We start from the raw sequence: 19,881 nt of genomic DNA on the forward strand, positions 1-19,881 counted from the left end.
GGGTTCTACAATCCGTTAATTAAAATGGAAAAACAATAGGTATAAAGATCAGTGCCGTAATGGAGTAAACCAGCGACATTGGAATGCCAACTTTAATGTAATCTTTAACTTGATAATTGCCTGCACTGTACACCATTAGATTTGTTTGATAACCAAACGGTGAAATAAAGCTAGCTGATGCGCCAAACGCCACAGCCATAATAAATGGCAGAGGGCTCACGCCAAAGCCAATTGCTAATGAATAGGCGATAGGGAACGACAGCGCAGCTGCTGCATTATTGGTGATAAGTTCAGTACACAGTAGGGTTAGTAAGAATATAACCACAAGCGCTGTATACGGGCCAAATTGACCAACTAAACTTAATACAAACTCTGATATTTGCGTCGCCACGCCGGTATCGATCATTAATTTAGCAAGACCAATGGCACTGCCGACGATAACAACTAACTCGATTGGAAAACGACGTTTTATTTCACTGACCGAGACTACGCCCCACAACATAAAGCCTATGAGTAATACAATTAGCCCTTTTACCAGAGGCACGATATCAAAAATACTTAGACCAATTACCGCAATAAAACCCGCAAACACACAGTGAGACTGTTTTTCATCGAGGTGGCTTTGTAAGTCGAGTCCGGAGATATAAACAAATTCACGTTTGAGCTTTTTGTTTGATTGGAAATCACTGCTCGGTGCTAAAATAAGGCTGTCACCAGCTTGTAATTGAATATTGGCGAAGCTACCTTCTAAGCGGCTATGGCCGCGACGAATAGCCACTACTGCTGCTTTAAATTCCTTACGGAAGTTAGCATCTTTTAGTGTTTGACCAACCAACGAACTACTATGACTGATAACTACTTCAACAAAGTGTTCAACCGCCATTTCGTGTTTATCGTGGATAACTTCTAATCCATCGAACTGCTTCAATAATGGCACCGATTTTAAGTCACCTGAAAACAGTAAAATGTCGCCAGCTTTAATTACTTGCTTTGGCGTTACTGCGGCAATGCGCTTTTCACCGCGTATAATCTCGGCTAAGAAAATATCTTTTAATTCACGTAAACCGTTCTCTTCAACCGTTTTGCCAATTAATTTAGAGCTGGCCTTTACTTTACCTTCGAGATAAAACGGCGTGACTTCATCGTCCGCTTCTTGATAGTTGGGCAGAAATTTTAATAGCAGCAAAATTGCAATTAAACCAGCACTTAAAACCGCAAGACCAACCAAGGTGAAGTCAAAAAAGCCGAGAGGCTCCATACCAGCTTCAACGGCAAAGCCATTGACAATAAGGTTAGTTGACGTGCCAATTAAAGTGAGTGTGCCCCCCAGAATTGCCGTATATGACAAAGGCAATAATAGCTTTGACGGAGCATGGGTTTTGTTTTCTTTTACCGCAGAAATAAGGCTCGCGACAACGGCTGTATTATTTGTAAAAGACGATAAAAAGGCGGTCGATAAGCCTAACTTAGTGACTGACTTTGATAAGCTTCCTTTTGCTAAGGAAGTTGACAGTTTACGAATAAACGCGGTTTTTTCGATGCCAATACTTATTAAAATCAACAACACAAGTGTAATAAGCGATGGGTTAGTGAAGTTAATTAGCACGCCTTCTAAATTTATCAGGCCTGCTAAATAACTTACACTAATTGCGCCAGCAAAAACCCACGCAGGTTTTAGTCGCGTGCCAAATAGGCAGGCGACTAAAACGAACATAATAAGGCTAAGGTTGACTTGCTGATACATACTTATAGCTTTGAAATATCAATTGCTTGCCAGTGAGGGAAGTGTTTACGCACTAATGCATTAAACTCAACTTCAAAGGCACTAAAATTAGATGGTGCTTGTTGTGTATCGGCAGTATCAAGCACTTGTTCAATCATACCAGCTGCAACCGTTAGGTTTGATAAGCGATCAATCAAGATAAATGAGCCAGTTTCACGGTTGGCAACATAAGCGTCAGCGAGCACTTGCTCATCAATTTCAATTGTAACAATGGCGATTTCATTAAGCTGTAGGCTGTCTGCCTGACCGTGTGCGAGCGTGTTAACATCGATAGTGTGGTCAATCGCAACGACTTTTGCAGTTGTTTTCTTAGTTGCCAACTTAACATTGTATTCTTTGCCTAGCACTAACGGAGCTTCGTGCATCCATACTAATTTTGCTTGCAGGCGGTTTGAAATCTTGGCCGTACTATTTGCTGGCCCAATAACATCACCACGACTGATGTCTATTTCATCGTTAAGTGTTAATGTAACGGCTTGTCCGGCTTCTGCGCGCTCTAAATTACCATCAAAGGTTACGATTTCTTTTACCGTAGACGTTTTGCCTGAAGGCAGTGCTTTTACTGCTTCACCTACCGTTAATTCACCCGCAACTAATGTACCTTGGAAACCACGGAAGTTTAGGTTAGGGCGTGTAACTAGTTGTACTGGTAAACGTGCTTCAAACTCGGTATTAGCTGCAGCCGCAGGCGAGTTTTCAAGTAACTCAAGTAGCGGGGCACCTGTGTAATACGGCGTTTTTTCAGAGCGTGTTACAACGTTATCGCCTTTTAAGGCAGACATTGGAATAAAACGAATGTCTTCTACATTTAGCTGCTCTGCAAAGTCTAAATAGTCTTGCTGAATTTTGTTGTAAACGGCTTCATCAAAATCTACGATATCCATTTTGTTGATTGCGACAACAAACTGTTTAATACCCAGAGAATCACAGATAAAGCTGTGACGTTTGGTTTGCACTTGCACACCGTAGCGCGCGTCAACCAGAATAATCGCTAAATCTGCAGTCGATGCACCGGTCACCATGTTACGTGTGTACTGTTCGTGTCCTGGTGTATCAGCAATAATAAACTTACGCTTATTGGTTGAGAAATAACGATAAGCAACGTCAATGGTGATACCTTGCTCGCGCTCTGCTTGCAGGCCATCAACAAGTAGTGCCAGGTCTAGTTCTTCACCCGCATTACCTACTTTTTCGTTATCTTTATGAAGTGCAGCCAGCTGATCTTCATAAATTTGATGGCTGTCGTGTAACAAACGACCAATCAGTGTTGATTTACCATCATCTACGCTACCACAAGTTAATAAACGCAATAAGCTTTTGTCTTGTTGACGTGATAGGTATTGCTCAATACCTAATTCTCTTACTTCATTTGCTGTCGACATTAGAAATAGCCCTCACGTTTTTTCTTTTCCATAGAACCAGACGAATCGTGGTCAATTGCACGGCCTTCGCGCTCAGATGATGTTGATAACAACATTTCTTCAATGATACCAGTTAAGGTATTTGCTTCAGACTCAACCGCACCTGTTAGTGGGTAGCAGCCTAGAGTACGGAAACGCACAGAGCGTAACTCTGGCTCTTCGCCTTCACGTAGTGGCATACGTTCGTCATCGACCATGATTAGTAGGCCATCGCGTTCAACAACAGGGCGCTTGTCCGATAAGTAAAGCGGCACAATTTCGATGTTTTCTTGGTAGATGTACTGCCAAATATCAAGTTCAGTCCAGTTTGATAGCGGGAATACACGAATGCTTTCACCTGGATTGACTTGGCCGTTATAGTTGCTCCACAGCTCTGGACGTTGATTTTTAGGATCCCAGCGATGGTTCTTATCACGGAACGAATATACACGCTCTTTTGCACGTGATTTTTCTTCATCACGACGTGCACCACCAAATGCCGCATCAAAGCCATACTTATCAAGCGCTTGCTTTAAGCCTTGGGTTTTCATGATATCGGTATGCTTAGAAGAACCGTGAGTAAACGGGCCAACGCCCATCTCAATCCCTTCAGGGTTTTTATGCACAATTAGTTCAAAATCGTATTCTTTTGCTAAGCGGTCACGAAACTCGATCATTTCGCGAAACTTCCAATCGGTATCTACATGCAGTAGTGGAAAAGGAATTTTGCCTGGGTAAAAAGCCTTGCGCGCTAAGTGCAATAACACCGATGAATCTTTACCAATTGAGTAAAGCATCACAGGGTTTTCAAACTCAGCCGCAACCTCGCGGATAATTTGAATACTTTCAGCTTCGAGTTGCTGAAGATGGGTTAATGCCATGATTTTGTCCTAAAACGTAAAGTTAATTCTAAATTCTTTATGCCGCATTGGTGAGCAGCTGGCTGCTCGACAAATGTGGCTGTTGTGAATTACCAAACCAAGCAAGCTCTTTGCTAAGGTTGGCTACTTCACCAATAATCAGTAATGCTGGCGATTTAATTTGCTCGCGTTCAATTAAATTTGCCAAGTCATTGAGTTCACCTGTTACCACACGCTGTTCTCTACGTGTGCCATTCTCAATAATCGCTACAGGTGTTTCAGGTGCGCGCCCATATTCAATTAATTTTGCTTGAATATGCGGCGATTTAATTACACCCATGTAAACAGCGAGAGTTTGATTTGCTTTTGCCAGAGATTGCCAATCAAGTTCTTGGCCCTCTTTTTTACAATGGCCTGTGACAAATTGAATTGCCTGAGCATGATCGCGGTGCGTTAGCGGAATACCCGCATATGCCGAGCAGCCTGCTGCGGCAGTAATGCCTGGTACAATTTGAAACGCAATTTGGTGCTTTGCCAGCGCTTGTACTTCTTCACCGCCGCGACCATAGATAAACGGGTCACCGCCTTTTAAACGGCATACTTTTTTACCTTGCTTAGCAAGCTCTACCAAGATTTGGTTGATTTCATCTTGCGGCACGCTGTGATTACCTAAGCGTTTGCCAACACACACCAACTCTGCGTCTTTACGCACTAGTGCCATAATTTCGTCAGACACTAAATAGTCGTATACGATAACATCCGCAGTTTGCATTGCTTGCAGTGCTTTAATCGTTAAAAGCTCAGGATCACCAGGTCCCGCACCGACCACAAACACTTCGCCGATCAATTGGTTGTCTCCAGCTAAGATGTTTTCAAAGGTTTGTTCTGCAGCAGTAATATCACCTTTAGCTACTTGCGCTACTGCATCTGAAGTAAATGCTTTTTCCCAAAACATGCGGCGTTTACTAAAACTATCTAATTGGCTTTTTACTTTATCGCGGAAGTTACCCGCAAGCTGCGCTAATGGGCCAATATGCTGTGGGATGATGGTTTCAAGTTTTTCACGTAAGCGACGCGCAAGCACCGGCGCTTTGCCTGCACTCGAAATCGCGATGGTGATTGGGCTGCGATCCACAATCGATGGAAATATAAAGCTACACTTTGGTTGATCATCAACCACATTTACGAAAATATTCTTTTCTTCTGCGGCATCAAATACGGCTTTATTAACGGCTTCAAGATCTGTCGCCGCAATAACTAAGCTCTGGTTGTTAACATGTTGCTCAGTAAAGTAATCGTGGATAAGGGTTACTTTTTTAGCGTTACTAAGCGCTATTAATTCCGCACAAAACTCAGGCGCAACAAGGGTAATGCTGGCGTTAGCCTGCAGCATAGCTTGGCATTTGCGATGTGCTACATCACCACCACCAACAATTAATACAGGCTTATTTTCAAGCTTGGTAAAAATTGGAAAATAGTCCACGTGTTGTCCCCTAAGAAAGCGATAATTTTGCGCTGTGTTATCAGGCTGATTGCGTTACAGGCAAATATTTAGCATGGAGCATAGAGAAGAGCATGGAAAGAAAAAAATAACTTTAAATCTAGCTATATTCTTTTTAGTTATATACCGACTTTGATTTTGGTTTAAGCAAGTAAAAACAAGGGGTTTAATTAAAAACGTTGTGTTTAGTGACGATTAGCCATTATAGTTATTAGATATAAATTTTTATTTTGAGCTGAGACAGCGATGTTGCAAGTGATTTATTTATGCCTATTTGCCTGTTTTGGCGCAACGGCAACCTGTTTTTTGCAGTTTATGTATTTTTATTGGATTAAGCGAGAAATGCGGGTGAGTTATCTTCAGCGAGCCGGTGTAGGATTGGTACTTGCTATATTGTGTTATGGTGCAATTCTATTACTGCATTAGAATGAAAAAAGAGCGCTGGCGCTCTTTTTTCATGTTTTATTTCAGTCTTTCTCATTTAACCAAATCGCAGCTTTCTTAGCGAAGTAGGTTAAAATGCCATCGGCGCCAGCGCGTTTAAAAGCAAGTAATGACTCCATAACGATTGGTTTTTCAGCTAACCAACCATTTTCGATAGCCGCCATGTGCATCGAGTATTCACCGCTTACTTGGTAGGCAAAGGTTGGTACGCCAAATTCATCTTTTACGCGGCGTACCACGTCAAGGTAAGGCATGCCAGGTTTTACCATCACCATATCTGCACCTTCTTGCAGATCTAATGCGACTTCACGTATCGCCTCGTCTGAATTGGCAGGATCCATTTGGTAGGTCTTTTTGTCAGCACCTTTTAAATTGCCGGCAGAACCGACTGCGTCTCTAAATGGACCATAGTAGCTCGAAGCATATTTTGCCGAATAAGCCATAATGCGCGTGTTGATAAAACCGGCATCTTCTAATGCTTCACGAATCGCACCAATGCGGCCGTCCATCATATCTGATGGGGCAACAACATCTGCTCCTGCCTCGGCGTGAGACAGCGCTTGCTTAACTAGAATGTCTGTTGTGATGTCGTTTAGTACGTAACCCTCTTCATCTATAATGCCGTCTTGACCGTGAACCGTAAATGGGTCGAGTGCAACATCAGTAATCACGCCCATTTCTGGTACTGCTTGCTTGAGTGCTTTAACGGTACGCTGTGCAAGACCTTCAGGGTTGTACGCTTCTTCTGCTTCAAGTGATTTTTTATCTGCTGGTGTCACTGGAAAGATTGCGATCGCAGGTACACCAAGTGCTGCAAGCTCTTTTGCCTCTTCAATAAGTAAATCTATCGAAAGACGTTCAATTCCTGGCATAGAATCAATTTTTTCACGACGACTTTTACCCTCTAATACAAATACTGGATAAATTAAATCGGCCGTTGTAAGTACGTTTTCTTGCATTAATTTGCGTGAAAAAGTGTCTTTACGCATACGACGCATGCGTGAATATGGGAATAAATCTAAACCTGATTGGGCCATTATAACTCCTCGGGGTCTTTGGGTGACTGGGTTGAATCGGCAATAAAAACACGATTTCGACCTTGCTGCTTGGCGCTATAGAGTGCCTTATCTGCCCAGTCGGTATATTGATTTGGATCTAAGCTTGCATCGGCAACCTTGCTAAATATGCCGGCGCTAATGGTCAGTTTTACATCACCAGAGCTGGTTTTTATCGCATGTTTTGCAATATTTTGACGAATGGTTTCAGATACTAACTTAGCACCTTGGCTATCGGTATTTGGTAAAATCAGGGCAAATTCTTCACCGCCATAGCGACATGCGATATCAGATGGACGACGCAATGCCCCTGTGATACTCGCCGCAACATACTTAATCGCTTCATCACCCGCTAAATGACCATACTCGTCATTGATGGGTTTGAAATGATCGATATCCAACATTACTACAGCCAAAGGTGTTTGTTCACGGCGAGAGCGACGAAACTCCATGGTGATTTTCTTATCAAAATGACGGCGGTTACGCAGCCCAGTTAATGCATCAAGTGTATTCAGTTCTTCGAGCTCAAGGTTTTTTTCTTGTAGTTCTCTAAGGGTCACTTCTAGCTCAAAAGTACGCTGCTGTATTTTACTTTCTAATTCTTCTTGGTGTAACTCTTGTAAGCGAATAGTTTCACTCTGAATGGCTTCGTTAGCTTCCGCTTCTGCAAGGCGTTTTTGTTGCTGACTTACCTTAATATCACGCTGTTGAATATATTTGCTAATTGCAATTAATGTAAGAGCAATACAGCTAATTAGATAGCTTACACCAAACACCACCATAAGCTGGCTAAAGTAGATGCTGTAAGAAAAGAGCAATGCGCCTTTATACAAAAGGGTGATTAGCAGCGGTAAAATACACACTACAAGTAGTTGTGCCTTGGTGTCTTTTTTCTGCGCGCGAATGCCGGTTACTAGTAACAAAATAAGCACATGAATAAGCGCAAAAATAACCGCCACAGTAAGGGCTATGGTGTAGCTTAAAAAGGGTGCTATAACTACTAAAGCTAAGCTAATACCAAGCGTAATGCGCAAACAGGCAACGTGTGGCTTTGCAAGGCTATGTAGCCCTAAAATTCGTTCGGTAAGAATGTTTAATGGGACGAGTACAAAGATGGTTAACGCCGGAATAATGGTATGAATTAACCAAAAGCTTTGGTCAGAAATATAGCGATAAACATAGCCGAGTAGCCACGCAAATAAAAACCAAACGCAAATATTAAACACTGCTGCAAGAGCAAAGCTTTGCTTTTTAGTAATTAAAAACAGCACAGATAAAATTAGCGATGATGCAAACATCACTCCTAATATCAGCCCCATAATTAGGTTGAACTTGGCTTTTTTCTCAATGTACTTATCGTGCTGCCAAAGCGATAAGTTAAGCTTCATTACACCTGCTGTTTCAGCTTTTATATAGTATTCATAGTGTGTATTTGGTGACAGGCTGAGTTTAAATATCTGATCAGCATCTTTTAAATAGCGCGTTTTAATCGGCATGCTATCACCAAGTGTAAGCTGGGTTTGCGTTAAGTTGTGGCCTTTTTGATATAACGTCAGCTTATCGATATGCACAAATGCGTTAAACAAAAAGAGCTCTTGCTGCATCTGTGTATTATTATTTATCTTAAATTTCAGCCAAACAGGTGAATTACCCAAGCCAAGATTGACTTGCCCTGATTCAACATGTTGCCAGGTATTTACTGGGATTTTCTCAGGAGAATCACTTGGTACTAGGCTGTAGTCAAATACTAACTGAGTGTATCCGTTTAATTTAGTATTTAAGGTATTTGCTTGTAGTGCACATGAGAATAACAGGCAAATAAACAAGATCAGTCGCATGCACTTACTTCCAAGGTAAAGAGTTTATGCGCATTGTTAAATGCTGCATCAGCGACTTCTTCTACAGGTAAACCATACAACTCAGCGGCTTGCGCAACAACATGTGTAATATGCATTGGTTCACAGCGGCGAGATTTTGGCTTAGGTTTAATATTGCGTGGTAACAAGTATGGTGCATCGGTTTCAAACAATAGCTTGTCGAGTGGAATTCGTGGCAATAATTGACGCAACGTATCTCCACGGCGTTCATCGCACAGCCAACCCGTGATGCCAATATAAAAACCGAGTTCTAAGTAAGCCTCTAGAGCTTGCTCACTGTCAGTAAAACAATGCACAACGCCAGGCACTTTAGCTTCTTTTACTATTGCTAAAAAGTCTTGGTGCGCATCACGCTGATGCATATAAAGCGGTTTATTAAGTTTATTTGCCAGTGCCACTTGCGCGGCAAATACTTCGCGCTGTTTGTCGCGTGGTGAAAAGTCCCGATTATAATCGAGGCCGCACTCACCAATAGCAACTACGGGGCTATCACTTGCCAGTGACGCGATGGTTTCGCAATAATTGCCTTGTGCTGTTTTCGCATCATGCGGGTGAATGCCCGCACTTGCTGTTAGATTGAAGGTGTTGGCGAGCGCAATAGCTTGGCGGCTATCATCAATGTTTGAACCAATTAGTAGCATATTCTCAATGCCTGCCGATTGGGCGCGGCAAATTACATCTGCTCTGTCTTTGGCAAATTGCTCGCTGCTAAGGTTTACACCGATATCAAAGTAACGCATACGACTATTTACGTTTTACTTTAATGCCTCTATTTCTACCCTCAACTTTCATCGTAAATGAATTAAAAAGACCGCGAGAAATGATAACAGTCTCACCTTCTTTAACAGAGAAGTATTCTGTACCTGTTTGATGCCAAACATGGCCATTCTCTAACGTTACCATAAGTTCGCCATGTGGCTTTTTCTTAACGCTAACTACAACCGAAGTTATTTCATCAGTTTCTTTATCAAGCTTTTTGTGTTCAAGGCCAAAGTTGTCTTTTTTCGGTTTGGCCTGGTTTCCGTTGTTAGTTGATATACGTTTTGAGTCAGGCTTAGCTTTTTTATTGTTGTTCGCTTTCGCTGCTGTAAGCTCTTTTCCTGCAACAACTTGGTCATAACACTGCAAGCGCTGAAAATCATTTTCGATAAAACTACATGCTTTTAATGCCTGTGTATTAATTTCTTGCGCACTTAGCGGCAAAGTAAGTAGTGAGAATAAAACAATAGATAACTTTTTCATTTTAGTTTTTAGCCTCTTCAGGGTCTGTGTTCTTTTGATAAAATCCTGCTAGCAGTAAGCCTAACTCAAAAAGGGCTAGCATGGGAATAGCCAACAATGTTTGCGATAAAACATCTGGTGGCGTTAAGAACATCGCAATAACAAATGCGCCAACGACAACATAAGGTCGCTTTTCTTTTAGTTTTTCTTTTGTTGTCGCACCGCTCCAACACAGCAGCATAATTGCGACAGGAATTTCAAACGCAATACCAAACGCGAAGAATAGCTTTAAGACAAAGCTTAAATAACTGCTGATATCGGGTGTAATGGTCATTACTTCAGGGCCAATGCCAGTGAAGAATCCCAGTACAATTGGCATTACAAGGTAATAACAAAAAGCAATGCCGCCATAAAATAAAATTACTGAGGCTGCCAGGATTGGAATTAGCGCGCGCTTCTCATTTTGATACAAGCCGGGCGCAATAAACCCCCAAATTTGATGCAAAATAAACGGGAAGGCTAAAAACAACGCTGCGAACAATGTAAGTTTGAATGGCGCGAAAAACGGCGCTGTAACATCGGTTGCGATCATGCTCGCATTTTCGGGTAAGTGCGAAATAAGCGGTGTTGCAACGAATTCATAAATATCATTAGCAAAATAAACCAATGCTAAAAATATTAACAAAATGGATGCGAGTGCTCGCATTAGTCGGTTGCGCAACTCTACTAGGTGACTAATAAAGGTTGGCGCTGGTTCAGCGTTATTTTGGTTGTTGGTCATTATTGCTGTTCTGCGCTTGCTCTGTATTTTGTTCGGTATTTTTGTAACTGTGAGTTACCGATTGTGCCGCTTCTGAAAGTTCAGTAACCGAGCGTTTTAGCTCTGGCGACAGGTTATCCATACCTTGTTGTTCTGCTTTCTTTAAATTTTGGTGCAATTCATGAACGCGCAGTTCTTCATTAATTTCAGCCTGTACATTTGTTGCCATTTGTTTGACCGTTTTTATCCAGCGCGCAACTGAGCGTACCGCAGTCGGTAAGCGTTCAGGGCCGAGTACAATTAGGCCTACAACTAAAACAACAAATAGCTCCCAAAAGCCCATTATTTAAACCTTATCGTGCTTTTTTGCGCTGTCGGTAACTTTATCGCTTTCGCTTTTTTTTTGAATTGCGTCAGATTGTTTGTCTTCATCTGATACTGCTTTTTTAAACCCTTTAACAGCGCCACCTAAATCACTACCAATACCGCGCAGTTTTTTAGTACCAAACAGTAATACGATAATTGCCAAGATTATAAGTAGCTGCCAAATGCTAATACCACCAATACCCATAATATGTTCTCCAAATCAGTAGATGGTTAAATTATACCTAATGATTGCCTGAATGTCGCAAAGCTCGCCAAGCGCTCACTGTTGCAGCCGTAAACAGTGCAGCAGCAGGAATAATGAAGTTAGTAACAAAAAATACTGTGCCAGTTAATGTGAATGTCATGGCAAATATTGCCCAGACTATAGCACGATTAGATTGTTGTATTGTGACGTTTGCACTCGAATTAGTGTGTTGTTTAAGTGCTTTGTAGAGTAAATCTGGCATTTCAGGTAGTTTTTCACCCCAAAATGGCAGATTTTCTTTAATTTGTGATAATACCGCTTTTGGACCAATTTGCTGTTTTACCCATTCTTCTAAGAACGGTTTAGCGGTTTTCCAAAGATCAAGTTGCGGATAAAGCTGACGGCCCAGCCCTTCAATATAAAGTAAGGTTTTTTGCAGTAACACAAGCTGCGGCTGCACTTCCATATTAAAGCGTCTAGCGGTATTAAACAGGTTTACTAGCACTTGGCCAAATGATATTTCGGCTAGTGGTTTTTGGAATATAGGTTCGCATACGGTGCGAATTGCAAACTCAAACTCTTCAACATTTGTATCGGCCGGCACCCAACCTGAATCAACATGAAGCTCTGCAACTTTGCGATAGTCGCGGTTAAAGAATGCAATAAAGTTTTCCGCTAGATAGCGTTTATCTTCTTTATTGAGCGTACCGACAATACCGCAGTCTATACCAATATACATTGGGTTTTCAGGATGCTCTCGCGATACAAAAATATTACCAGGGTGCATATCAGCATGAAAAAAACTGTCGCGGAATACTTGAGTAAAGAAGACTTCAACACCGCGTTCGGCAAGCAGCTGTAAATTGGTATTTTGTGCTTCTAGTGCTTCAAGATCTGACACAGGAATGCCATAAATGCGCTCCATAACAAGCACGTTTTTGCGGCTTAAATCGCTATAAACGTACGGAATATAAAGACTATCTGAATCTTCAAAATTACGTTTAAGCTGAATTGCATTAGCACCTTCACGCTGTAAGTCGAGTTCATCTAACAAGGTTTTGCGATACTCGTTAATGACTTCGACAGGGCGTAATCGTTTGCCATCTGGCATAAATTGACTGACTAATTTGGCCAGTTGTGCCATTAACTTGAGATCAGAGTAAATTGCGTCTTCGATGTCAGGACGAATAACTTTAATCACAACTTCGTGTAGCTCACCTGCGTGTTTTAGTTGTGCAGTATGAACTTGTGCAATAGATGCTGACGCCAGCGGTGTTTGTTCAAACTGTTCAAATAGTTGATGAATATCATCGAGTTCTAGTGCTTGTTCAATTAGCTGCTTAGCTTTGTGGCCGTCGAATGGTGCGACATTGTCTTGTAATAAACTAAGTTCTTTCGCGATATCAGGGGGCAATAAATCACGGCGAGTAGATAGCATTTGGCCAAATTTAACCCATACAGGCCCCAATGACTCAAGGGCTAAACGCAAACGCTGACCGACACTTTTATCTTTATGTTTATTGCCAAGCCAAAAAAAACAACTGCGCGCGAGTTTGCCGTACCAAGGAAACAGGTGTGCCGGAATTAGTTCATCTAAACCATAATTAAGAAAGGTTTTAATAATTTTATAAGCACGTGAAAAATGCACTAATTAAGCCCTTAAATTGCGTTACAAAGCTTATCTACGCGCTGTTCTAGTTGCGCTAAGCTTTGCTGTAATGAGCGACACTGTTGTTTAAATAACTGCGCTTCCAATGGGTGAATAGACACTTTTAATTCGTCTTGCAGTAAGCTGGTAAACGTTGCCTGTGATACCGCGCTTTGCTTTTTTGCGTTACTAACCGCGTGTTTAATGCCATTAACTAGCGTGTATGCTGGGCCATCACCTAAATACGATGACAAATTATCAGCCCAGTCGATATTCAGCGCGTTAAATGCTTTGCTATATTGTTGGGCTAGGTTTAAATCACCTTCAAGGTCGAGTCTACCGCTGCGAATTAGTTGGGTTACTTTTTCTGGCTGTTTGAGTTCAAGCAAGGTGCTTAAATCTGCGCGAATTAGACAGTCGCTTTGGCTATCGCCTTTTGGTAAAACATGAAAGCGTTGACCATCAAACAACAGCGTAATAAATAACGAAATATTGGTAACGTCAATTGTAAGCTGTTTACGCGTTGCTGCACGTAACTCAGAGACAAACTGCCCATCAAGCTTGGTTAGTTGATTAAGCAGTTGTTCTATTGCGGCAGAAATTAGGCTCGACACCATAAGCTTAGAATTTAAACCCTTTATGAAGTGCCACAATGCCACCAGTTAGGTTTTCGTAGCTAGTCATTTCAAAACCCACATCTTCCATCATTTGCTTAAGCGTTTCTTGATCTGGGTGCATGCGAATTGATTCCGCTAAATAGCGATATGATTCAGCGTCATTCGCAACTAACTTGCCCATATTCGGTAACAGGTTAAACGAGTAGAAATCGTAGGCTTTACTCAGTGGTTCGTGAATTGGCTTTGAAAACTCTAACACAAGTAAACGACCACCTGGCTTTAATACGCGCTGCATTGACGCCAGGGCTTTACTTTTATCGGTTACGTTGCGAAGACCAAACGCAATTGTAATAAGGTCAAAGGTGTTATCTGGGAATGGTAACGCTTCGGCATTCATTTGTACGTATTCAATGTTACCTACTTTACCTAGGTTACGCAGTTTTTCGCGACCGACTTTAAGCATTGAATCGTTAATATCGCCTAATACTACTTGCCCTTCAGGGCCTACGATATCGCTAAAACGCGCCGTTAAATCACCTGTGCCACCGGCTAAGTCAAGAATTGTTTGGCCAGCGCGGGCGCCCGAGCAAGCAATTGTGTGGCGTTTCCATAAACGGTGAATACCAAACGACATTAAATCGTTCATTACATCATATTTAGCTGCAACAGAATGGAATACATCGGCGACTAGGCCCTGCTTTTCTTCTCGTGCAACAGATTTGTAACCAAAGTCAGTTTGCTCGTCGTGTGGCTTCATTTTCAATCCTATGATTATTAACGCCCATAGTTTACTCGAATGGAATAAGAAATGACAATCATCAGCGTGCCTTAGCGCTTAAATTGAGCACTTTTATTGATCTCACACTAAACTGGAATTATGGAATAAAAATTAGTCAAAACATTCGATGACCCTGAAAACCTATTTTAATGTGATTGTTGCTTTCATTATGGTCTCACTTTTTATTGTGATAACCAGTTTTACCGTGAGCAATAGTAAAGCATTTATGAAACATCAGCTCGCGGAACAAACTGAATTGTTGGGGTTAACGTTAGTGCAAAGTATTTCGCAGTCAGCGAATGCTAATCACCAGTTATTGACGGAGCAGGTTTCGCAGTTTAGCCGCTTACATCAATATGCTTATATTAGAGTGCAGCACCTTGATAACACTTTAATTGAAAAGCGTGCTACACAGCCATCGGCTATGCCGAACTGGCTTACGAATTACCTGTCTGTTTCTAGCCCATTGTTTCAACAAAGTTTCGCACTTGCAGAGCAAGAATACATGGTGCAATTGCAGCTACAGGCTTCGCCCGCGAATAACTATATCTATGGCTCATTTAAAGATGTGTGTGCGGTATTTGCGTTTTTTATCTGTTTTGCTTGGTTTATTTTACACATTGCAATTCGCGCGCTTAAAGCCCCGATCGATGCTTTGCATCAACACACCAATAAACTTGCAAATAAAGAGTTTACCGAGGCACCTGAGATACAAAGTGTGTCTGAAATGAATGCGTTAATGTCGAGCCATAATCGCATGACAAATCAAGTAAAAGAGTTGGTGAACGAGCTAACTCAGCGCTTGGAGCATGCTAAAAACGCATTATACAGAGATGAACTTACTCAACTTGGTAATCGCCGCTTGTTTAGCGCGCAATTTGATCAATTACTTAGTGATGAGAAAAACCAAAGCGGAGCACTTATATTAGTGCGTTTAAGTGAGTGGGAAACGGTACGTCGTAAAGAGGGGTTTTCGGTAGCGCGGTCCTTTTTAGAAGATGTGATATACACATTGCAAACACACTCAAAGCAAGGCGTTAACGCACGAATTTTTCGCTTAAACGACAATGAATTTGCGTGTGTGTTACAGCATGTTACGCGAGATGAGCTAGTTAAAGTTTTGAGTGATATGGCGTCGCACTTGGCTCGTTTGCAAGGCCAATACCAGCAAAAGAAAGAAGTGTTAGTAGGCGCTGTGTTATGGCAAAGCGGTGAGGCAATGCCTGAGGTTATGAAAGCGGCAGATGAAGCTGTGTTAATCGCCGTGAAAGAACGCAGAAAATATCATCTATATGAACCATCTCAACATGTTAAAAAGGTATCAGATATGCTAGCGACACGTGAGCGTGTTTTTATGGCGATTAGTGAATCAACACTGGGACTATCGCAGCATAGCGTGATGATGTCAGATCAAGTTAGTTTAATGTTTTCAGAAGTGCTCACGAAAATCACCTACCAAGGCGAAGTGATCCCTACTTTATTACTGCAATCAAAATCCGAGCAATTTTCAGCAAGTGGCGAACTCGATAAGCGTATTTTTAATTTGATTAAAAGCTGGTATGTAAAAGGGCGGCTAGATTTGCCTGTGAGTATTAATGTATCTGTTCACAGTGTGTTAGACGATACCTTTTATGCTTGGTTGACAGAACAAGCGCATCAATTTGCTGATTTGTTTACCTCAATAATTTGGGAGTTTGATGAACAAATGCTGTCGCAAAGCCAGCTTGCACCGCAGGTTATTTCTAAGTTACATAAATTGGGCTCTAAAGTTGCGATTGACCACTTTGGTACCGGAGACAATACATTACTCGCATTGAGAAAGTGGCCGGTTGATATTGTTAAGCTTGATGGTAGTTTTATTCGTGAGTTAGAACAGAAACAAGATTCTTGGTACTTTCTTGAGAATATTATTAAATTGGCGCACAGTTTGGGTGTTGTTGTGGTATGCGAGCAGCTTGAATCTGAAGAACAGGTCAAATGGGCGCAGCAGTTAGGTAGCGATGGCTTTCAAGGCTTTAAGCTCGCACTACCTCACGCGATTGGGTAACAACGCCAGTAATCATAACGCTGATTTTAAGTTAAATAGCCTACAACTATAAAACCTAATGAGTATTATAAAATACGTTATTTTTACCTTGAAGTTTGGCTCTTGCGACAGAGTGTCTGGCGCTTGCTGTTAACTGCTTAAGATCTTGCTCTTTTTCTTTCATCTCGCTAATACCTAATGAGACGGTTAATGTTGGTAAGCGCTTACCACTGCGAGAGCTTATGAATTTTAGCTTTTCTACGCCAGAGCGCATACGCTCCGCGATTTCTTTTGCTGTTTGTACGTTAACGTCAGGCAGTAAAATCATAAATTCTTTGCCTTTAGTACGCACGGGTAGACCACTGTCTTGCACGTACGAACGAATTTTTTTGGCAACTTTACCAATTACAACATCACCTACCGCTTGACCATACTTCTCATTAAAGTCATTAAAGTCATCAATATCAATGGCTATAGCACACAGGGATTTACCTTGTTCTACCCAAACCGCAGCTTTGTCTACCATATAAGTTTCTTTATATAGGCCGGTTAGAGGGTCAACATGGCGATGCTTTTCAATTTGTTGCAGTTGTTGCTGGCAATTTTTAAGCTCTTGTCTTGCCTGTAATAATGATTCATGCACGTGTTGTTGCGAACCTTTTAGCTCATAGCTCGCATCAATTAAGTCAGCAATAAGCTGTTTTGCTTCACTGATATCTGCATCGTCTATGGCAACTAAACTGCTATCTAATGTGGCGATATACTTGTTTACGCTATCACTACTTTGGTCAACTGAATTATCCATAATATCAATTGTTTCTGACACACCTTTAACAAGCTGCTTTTGGCTTGAATCGTGCTCAGATAAATAGCGGTTAAATAGATTTTCTAGGATGTAACTATCTAATTTTTCGTCGGCAGCAAGCAGTGCTTCAATTTCTTCGCACAGCGCATCATGAGATTTTGAGATATAGCTATAGATCGTATGATAATTGATCGGAATTGGTGGTAAGTTATACCTTTCTAAAAACCAGCAAACCTCCGTCATTTTTTGCTGTGCTTGTGCCATGGAATCATGGTACTTCATAAAATCCCAACCTCAGTGGTTAATTACTGCTTAAATATTCACCCTAAATTACTAGCAACCTTCATCCCTTGAAGTCCAAAGTAATTAGAAAACAATTTTTATCTTTTGGGAATAGGAAAAGTCTATTAATTATTAAAAAAAATCGCTTTTATTTAGCTTAAATTTAACTGGTGGCATTATGTGATTTTGGCAAGATGAACCCAAAGGTGTGTTATACCGGTATTTACTATATTGATTTTGTTGGGTTTAAGAGTATTTGAATTAAGTAATTTATGATTTTTTGCAATTATTTACTTACTTGGTCGCAAATTGGTTGAGATTAAAAATTGAATTTGCGTATGCTGAGTCAATTTTCTATTTTGGTTATTGTTTATGAAACCGTTCAATTTATCCTTAATTGCGTTGACATTATCTAGTACTTTATTGGTAGGTTGCCAATCTACTCAAGATATCACAAAGCCTAGTTCAATGAGTGTGCAAGCGCAGAGCGTGAGTGTTTTTGAAAGTGTTGCGAATGACATTGTGGCATATCGTAAAAGCACTGATCCGTATCAGCAAAAAGAAGGTGTTAACGGTTACTTTTTACCAAATTTATCACCTGAGTTTCTAGCTAATAATCACGCCGAGAATGTTGCGTTTTTAGCGCGATTAAACGCCGTTGATGTGAACGCGTTGGATGAGCAAAACCGAATTAACCACGCGATTATTGTTTCTCAAGTACAAAATACGGTAGATGAGTATGACTTTAATGCACACTATATGCCGTTAACCTCTGAGTTTGGTTTTCACTCTGCATTGTCATTTATGGTATCGCGCAGCAGCTTTAAAACCGTTGAAGATTATCAGCTTTACTTAAAACGCCTTGCAGATGTACCGCGTTATTTTGAGCAGAATATAGCGTGGATGAAAAAGGGGATTGCGATAGGGCTCACTCAGCCAAAACCAGTGCTGTTAGGTTATGAGGACTCAATTAATGCATTTATTGTAAAAAGCCCAGAACAGTCGGAGTTCTATAAGCCATTTAAAAACAAGCCAGAGCACATTTCTGACGCTGATTTTGTAAAACTTAAAACGCAAGCGCAATCGATTATAAGCAACAGCGTGATTCCATCGTACCAAAGTTATTTATCTTTCTTTGAAGCCGAATATGCGCCGAATGCACGTGCCGAAATTGGTATTTCAACCACGCCAAATGGCAGTGAGTTTTATCAAAATCGTGTTAAGCATTACACCACAACTGATATGACTGCGGAGCAGGTACACCAGCTTGGTTTAGCTGAGGTGAAGCGGATTCGAGAAGAAATGCAGCAAATCATTGACTCAACAGGTTTTAAAGGTAGTTTTGCTGAGTTTGTGCAATTTTTACGAACTGATCCGCAATTTTATGCCAAATCTGCTGAAGAGTTATTGAAAGAAGCATCGTATATTGCCAAAAAAGCGGATGCGCAATTACCTAAATTTTTTAAACTGCTACCACGCACACCTTATGGGGTAGCGCCAGTGCCAGACTCAATCGCGCCTAAATATACAACAGGTCGTTATGTCGGTGCGAACAAAGACACTGCGCCAGGATATTATTGGGTAAATACATATGGCTTAGATAAGCGTCCGCTTTATGTGTTAGAAGCATTAACATTGCACGAAGCGGTGCCGGGTCACCATTTACAAATATCACTCAATAAAGAATTAGAAAATGTGCCGGGTTATCGTCGCAGTCACTATATTTCAGCATTTGGCGAGGGATGGGGCTTATACTCTGAATACCTCGGCAAAGAAATGGGTTTTTACCAAGATGCCTACAGTGATTTTGGCCGTTTAACCTATGAAATGTGGCGTGCGGCACGTTTAGTTGTCGACACAGGTATGCATATGTTTGGTTGGAGCCGTGAGCGCGCAATGACCTTTATGCAGGATAACTCTGCGCTGTCGCTACACAATATTAAAACTGAAACAGATCGTTATATTTCGTGGCCTGGCCAAGCATTATCATACAAAATTGGTGAGTTAACCATTAAGCGCTTACGTAAAAAGACAGAGCAAGCGCTGGGGGCCGAGTTTGATATTAGAGAGTTCCACTTTCAAATTTTGAAAAACGGTTCACTTCCTCTGAATTTACTCGAAGAACAGATTGACGCATACATCGAAACGGCGAAAAAAGCGTAAGGGTGTATTGCTAAAATAAAGGCTGCTCCAAAGTCCCATGATTCTTATATTCGTGAGATGGTTTCGAAGCAGCCTACATAGCCCCCGATC

17 protein-coding genes are annotated in these 19,881 nt (G+C 41.3%); 2 read left to right on the top strand and 15 right to left on the bottom strand.

All coding sequences use genetic code 11. From position 1 onward, the window contains the following. Positions 1-19: 19 nt before the first annotated feature. The 14 genes from L1068_RS06065 to ubiE all read right to left on the bottom strand — a co-directional run bounded on the left by L1068_RS06065 (position 20) and on the right by ubiE (position 14,494). On the bottom strand, positions 20-1,744 hold the full coding sequence (locus tag L1068_RS06065; protein WP_237129506.1) for an SLC13 family permease: 1,725 nt from the start codon (positions 1,742-1,744) through the stop codon (positions 20-22). Positions 1,745-1,746: 2 nt separating this feature from the next. Further along, positions 1,747-3,165: a sulfate adenylyltransferase subunit CysN gene (gene cysN, locus L1068_RS06070; protein ID WP_237129507.1), complete on the bottom strand. Its 1,419-nt coding sequence runs from the start codon at positions 3,163-3,165 to the stop codon at positions 1,747-1,749. Further along, positions 3,165-4,064 (bottom strand): sulfate adenylyltransferase subunit CysD, encoded by a 900-nt coding sequence (gene cysD, locus L1068_RS06075; protein ID WP_100914353.1) that lies wholly within the window; start codon positions 4,062-4,064, stop codon positions 3,165-3,167. Before cysD ends, cysN begins: the two co-directional genes overlap by 1 nt. A gap of 37 nt (positions 4,065-4,101) precedes the next feature. Then, a complete protein-coding gene (gene cysG / locus L1068_RS06080) occupies positions 4,102-5,526 on the bottom strand; it encodes a siroheme synthase CysG (RefSeq protein ID WP_237129508.1) in 1,425 nt (474 codons plus the stop codon). 485 nt (positions 5,527-6,011) lie between these two features. Next, positions 6,012-7,025: a porphobilinogen synthase gene (hemB, locus tag L1068_RS06085; RefSeq protein WP_237129509.1), complete on the bottom strand. Its 1,014-nt coding sequence runs from the start codon at positions 7,023-7,025 to the stop codon at positions 6,012-6,014. Further along, positions 7,025-8,881 (bottom strand): diguanylate cyclase, encoded by a 1,857-nt coding sequence (locus L1068_RS06090; protein ID WP_237129510.1) that lies wholly within the window; start codon positions 8,879-8,881, stop codon positions 7,025-7,027. The genes hemB and L1068_RS06090 overlap by 1 nt, the downstream gene beginning before the upstream one ends. Next, positions 8,872-9,660 (bottom strand): TatD family hydrolase, encoded by a 789-nt coding sequence (locus tag L1068_RS06095; RefSeq protein WP_237129511.1) that lies wholly within the window; start codon positions 9,658-9,660, stop codon positions 8,872-8,874. The genes L1068_RS06090 and L1068_RS06095 overlap by 10 nt, the downstream gene beginning before the upstream one ends. 4 nt (positions 9,661-9,664) lie before the next feature. Then, a complete protein-coding gene (locus L1068_RS06100) occupies positions 9,665-10,162 on the bottom strand; it encodes a hypothetical protein (protein WP_237129512.1) in 498 nt (165 codons plus the stop codon). 1 nt (position 10,163) lies between these two features. Beyond that, positions 10,164-10,922 (bottom strand): twin-arginine translocase subunit TatC, encoded by a 759-nt coding sequence (tatC, locus tag L1068_RS06105; RefSeq protein ID WP_100914346.1) that lies wholly within the window; start codon positions 10,920-10,922, stop codon positions 10,164-10,166. Continuing rightward, positions 10,903-11,244 carry a Sec-independent protein translocase protein TatB gene (gene tatB, locus L1068_RS06110; protein ID WP_100914345.1) on the bottom strand — a complete coding sequence of 114 codons (342 nt, stop codon included), beginning with the start codon at positions 11,242-11,244 and terminating at the stop codon, positions 10,903-10,905. The genes tatC and tatB overlap by 20 nt, the downstream gene beginning before the upstream one ends. A 3-nt stretch (positions 11,245-11,247) precedes the next feature. Further along, positions 11,248-11,472 (bottom strand): Sec-independent protein translocase subunit TatA, encoded by a 225-nt coding sequence (gene tatA / locus L1068_RS06115; RefSeq protein ID WP_237129513.1) that lies wholly within the window; start codon positions 11,470-11,472, stop codon positions 11,248-11,250. Positions 11,473-11,509: 37 nt separating this feature from the next. Beyond that, positions 11,510-13,120 (bottom strand): ubiquinone biosynthesis regulatory protein kinase UbiB, encoded by a 1,611-nt coding sequence (gene ubiB / locus L1068_RS06120; protein ID WP_237129514.1) that lies wholly within the window; start codon positions 13,118-13,120, stop codon positions 11,510-11,512. Positions 13,121-13,131: 11 nt separating this feature from the next. Further along, the gene (locus tag L1068_RS06125) at positions 13,132-13,737 is read right to left on the bottom strand and encodes an SCP2 sterol-binding domain-containing protein (protein WP_237129515.1); all 606 of its coding nucleotides are present in this window, start codon (positions 13,735-13,737) and stop codon (positions 13,132-13,134) included. Positions 13,738-13,741: 4 nt separating this feature from the next. Next, positions 13,742-14,494, bottom strand: a complete 753-nt coding sequence (gene ubiE, locus L1068_RS06130; protein WP_100914342.1) for a bifunctional demethylmenaquinone methyltransferase/2-methoxy-6-polyprenyl-1,4-benzoquinol methylase UbiE — start codon at positions 14,492-14,494, stop codon at positions 13,742-13,744. Between the two features lie 247 nt (positions 14,495-14,741). On the opposite strand from ubiE, the gene L1068_RS06135 reads away from it, so the two are divergent. Next, positions 14,742-16,562, top strand: a complete 1,821-nt coding sequence (locus tag L1068_RS06135; protein WP_237129516.1) for an EAL domain-containing protein — start codon at positions 14,742-14,744, stop codon at positions 16,560-16,562. A gap of 55 nt (positions 16,563-16,617) precedes the next feature. Here the strand turns inward: L1068_RS06135 and L1068_RS06140 are convergent, their stop codons facing one another. After that, positions 16,618-17,628, bottom strand: coding sequence for a diguanylate cyclase (locus L1068_RS06140; RefSeq protein ID WP_237129517.1), 1,011 nt, complete (start codon positions 17,626-17,628; stop codon positions 16,618-16,620). 372 nt (positions 17,629-18,000) lie between these two features. Between L1068_RS06140 and L1068_RS06145 the strand changes: the two genes are divergently transcribed. After that, positions 18,001-19,791, top strand: a complete 1,791-nt coding sequence (locus tag L1068_RS06145) for a DUF885 domain-containing protein (RefSeq protein ID WP_237129518.1) — start codon at positions 18,001-18,003, stop codon at positions 19,789-19,791. Positions 19,792-19,881: the final 90 nt, after the last annotated feature.

This window comes from Pseudoalteromonas sp. MMG024, assembly GCF_021654175.1.
Classification (GTDB): Bacteria; Pseudomonadota; Gammaproteobacteria; order Enterobacterales; family Alteromonadaceae; genus Pseudoalteromonas.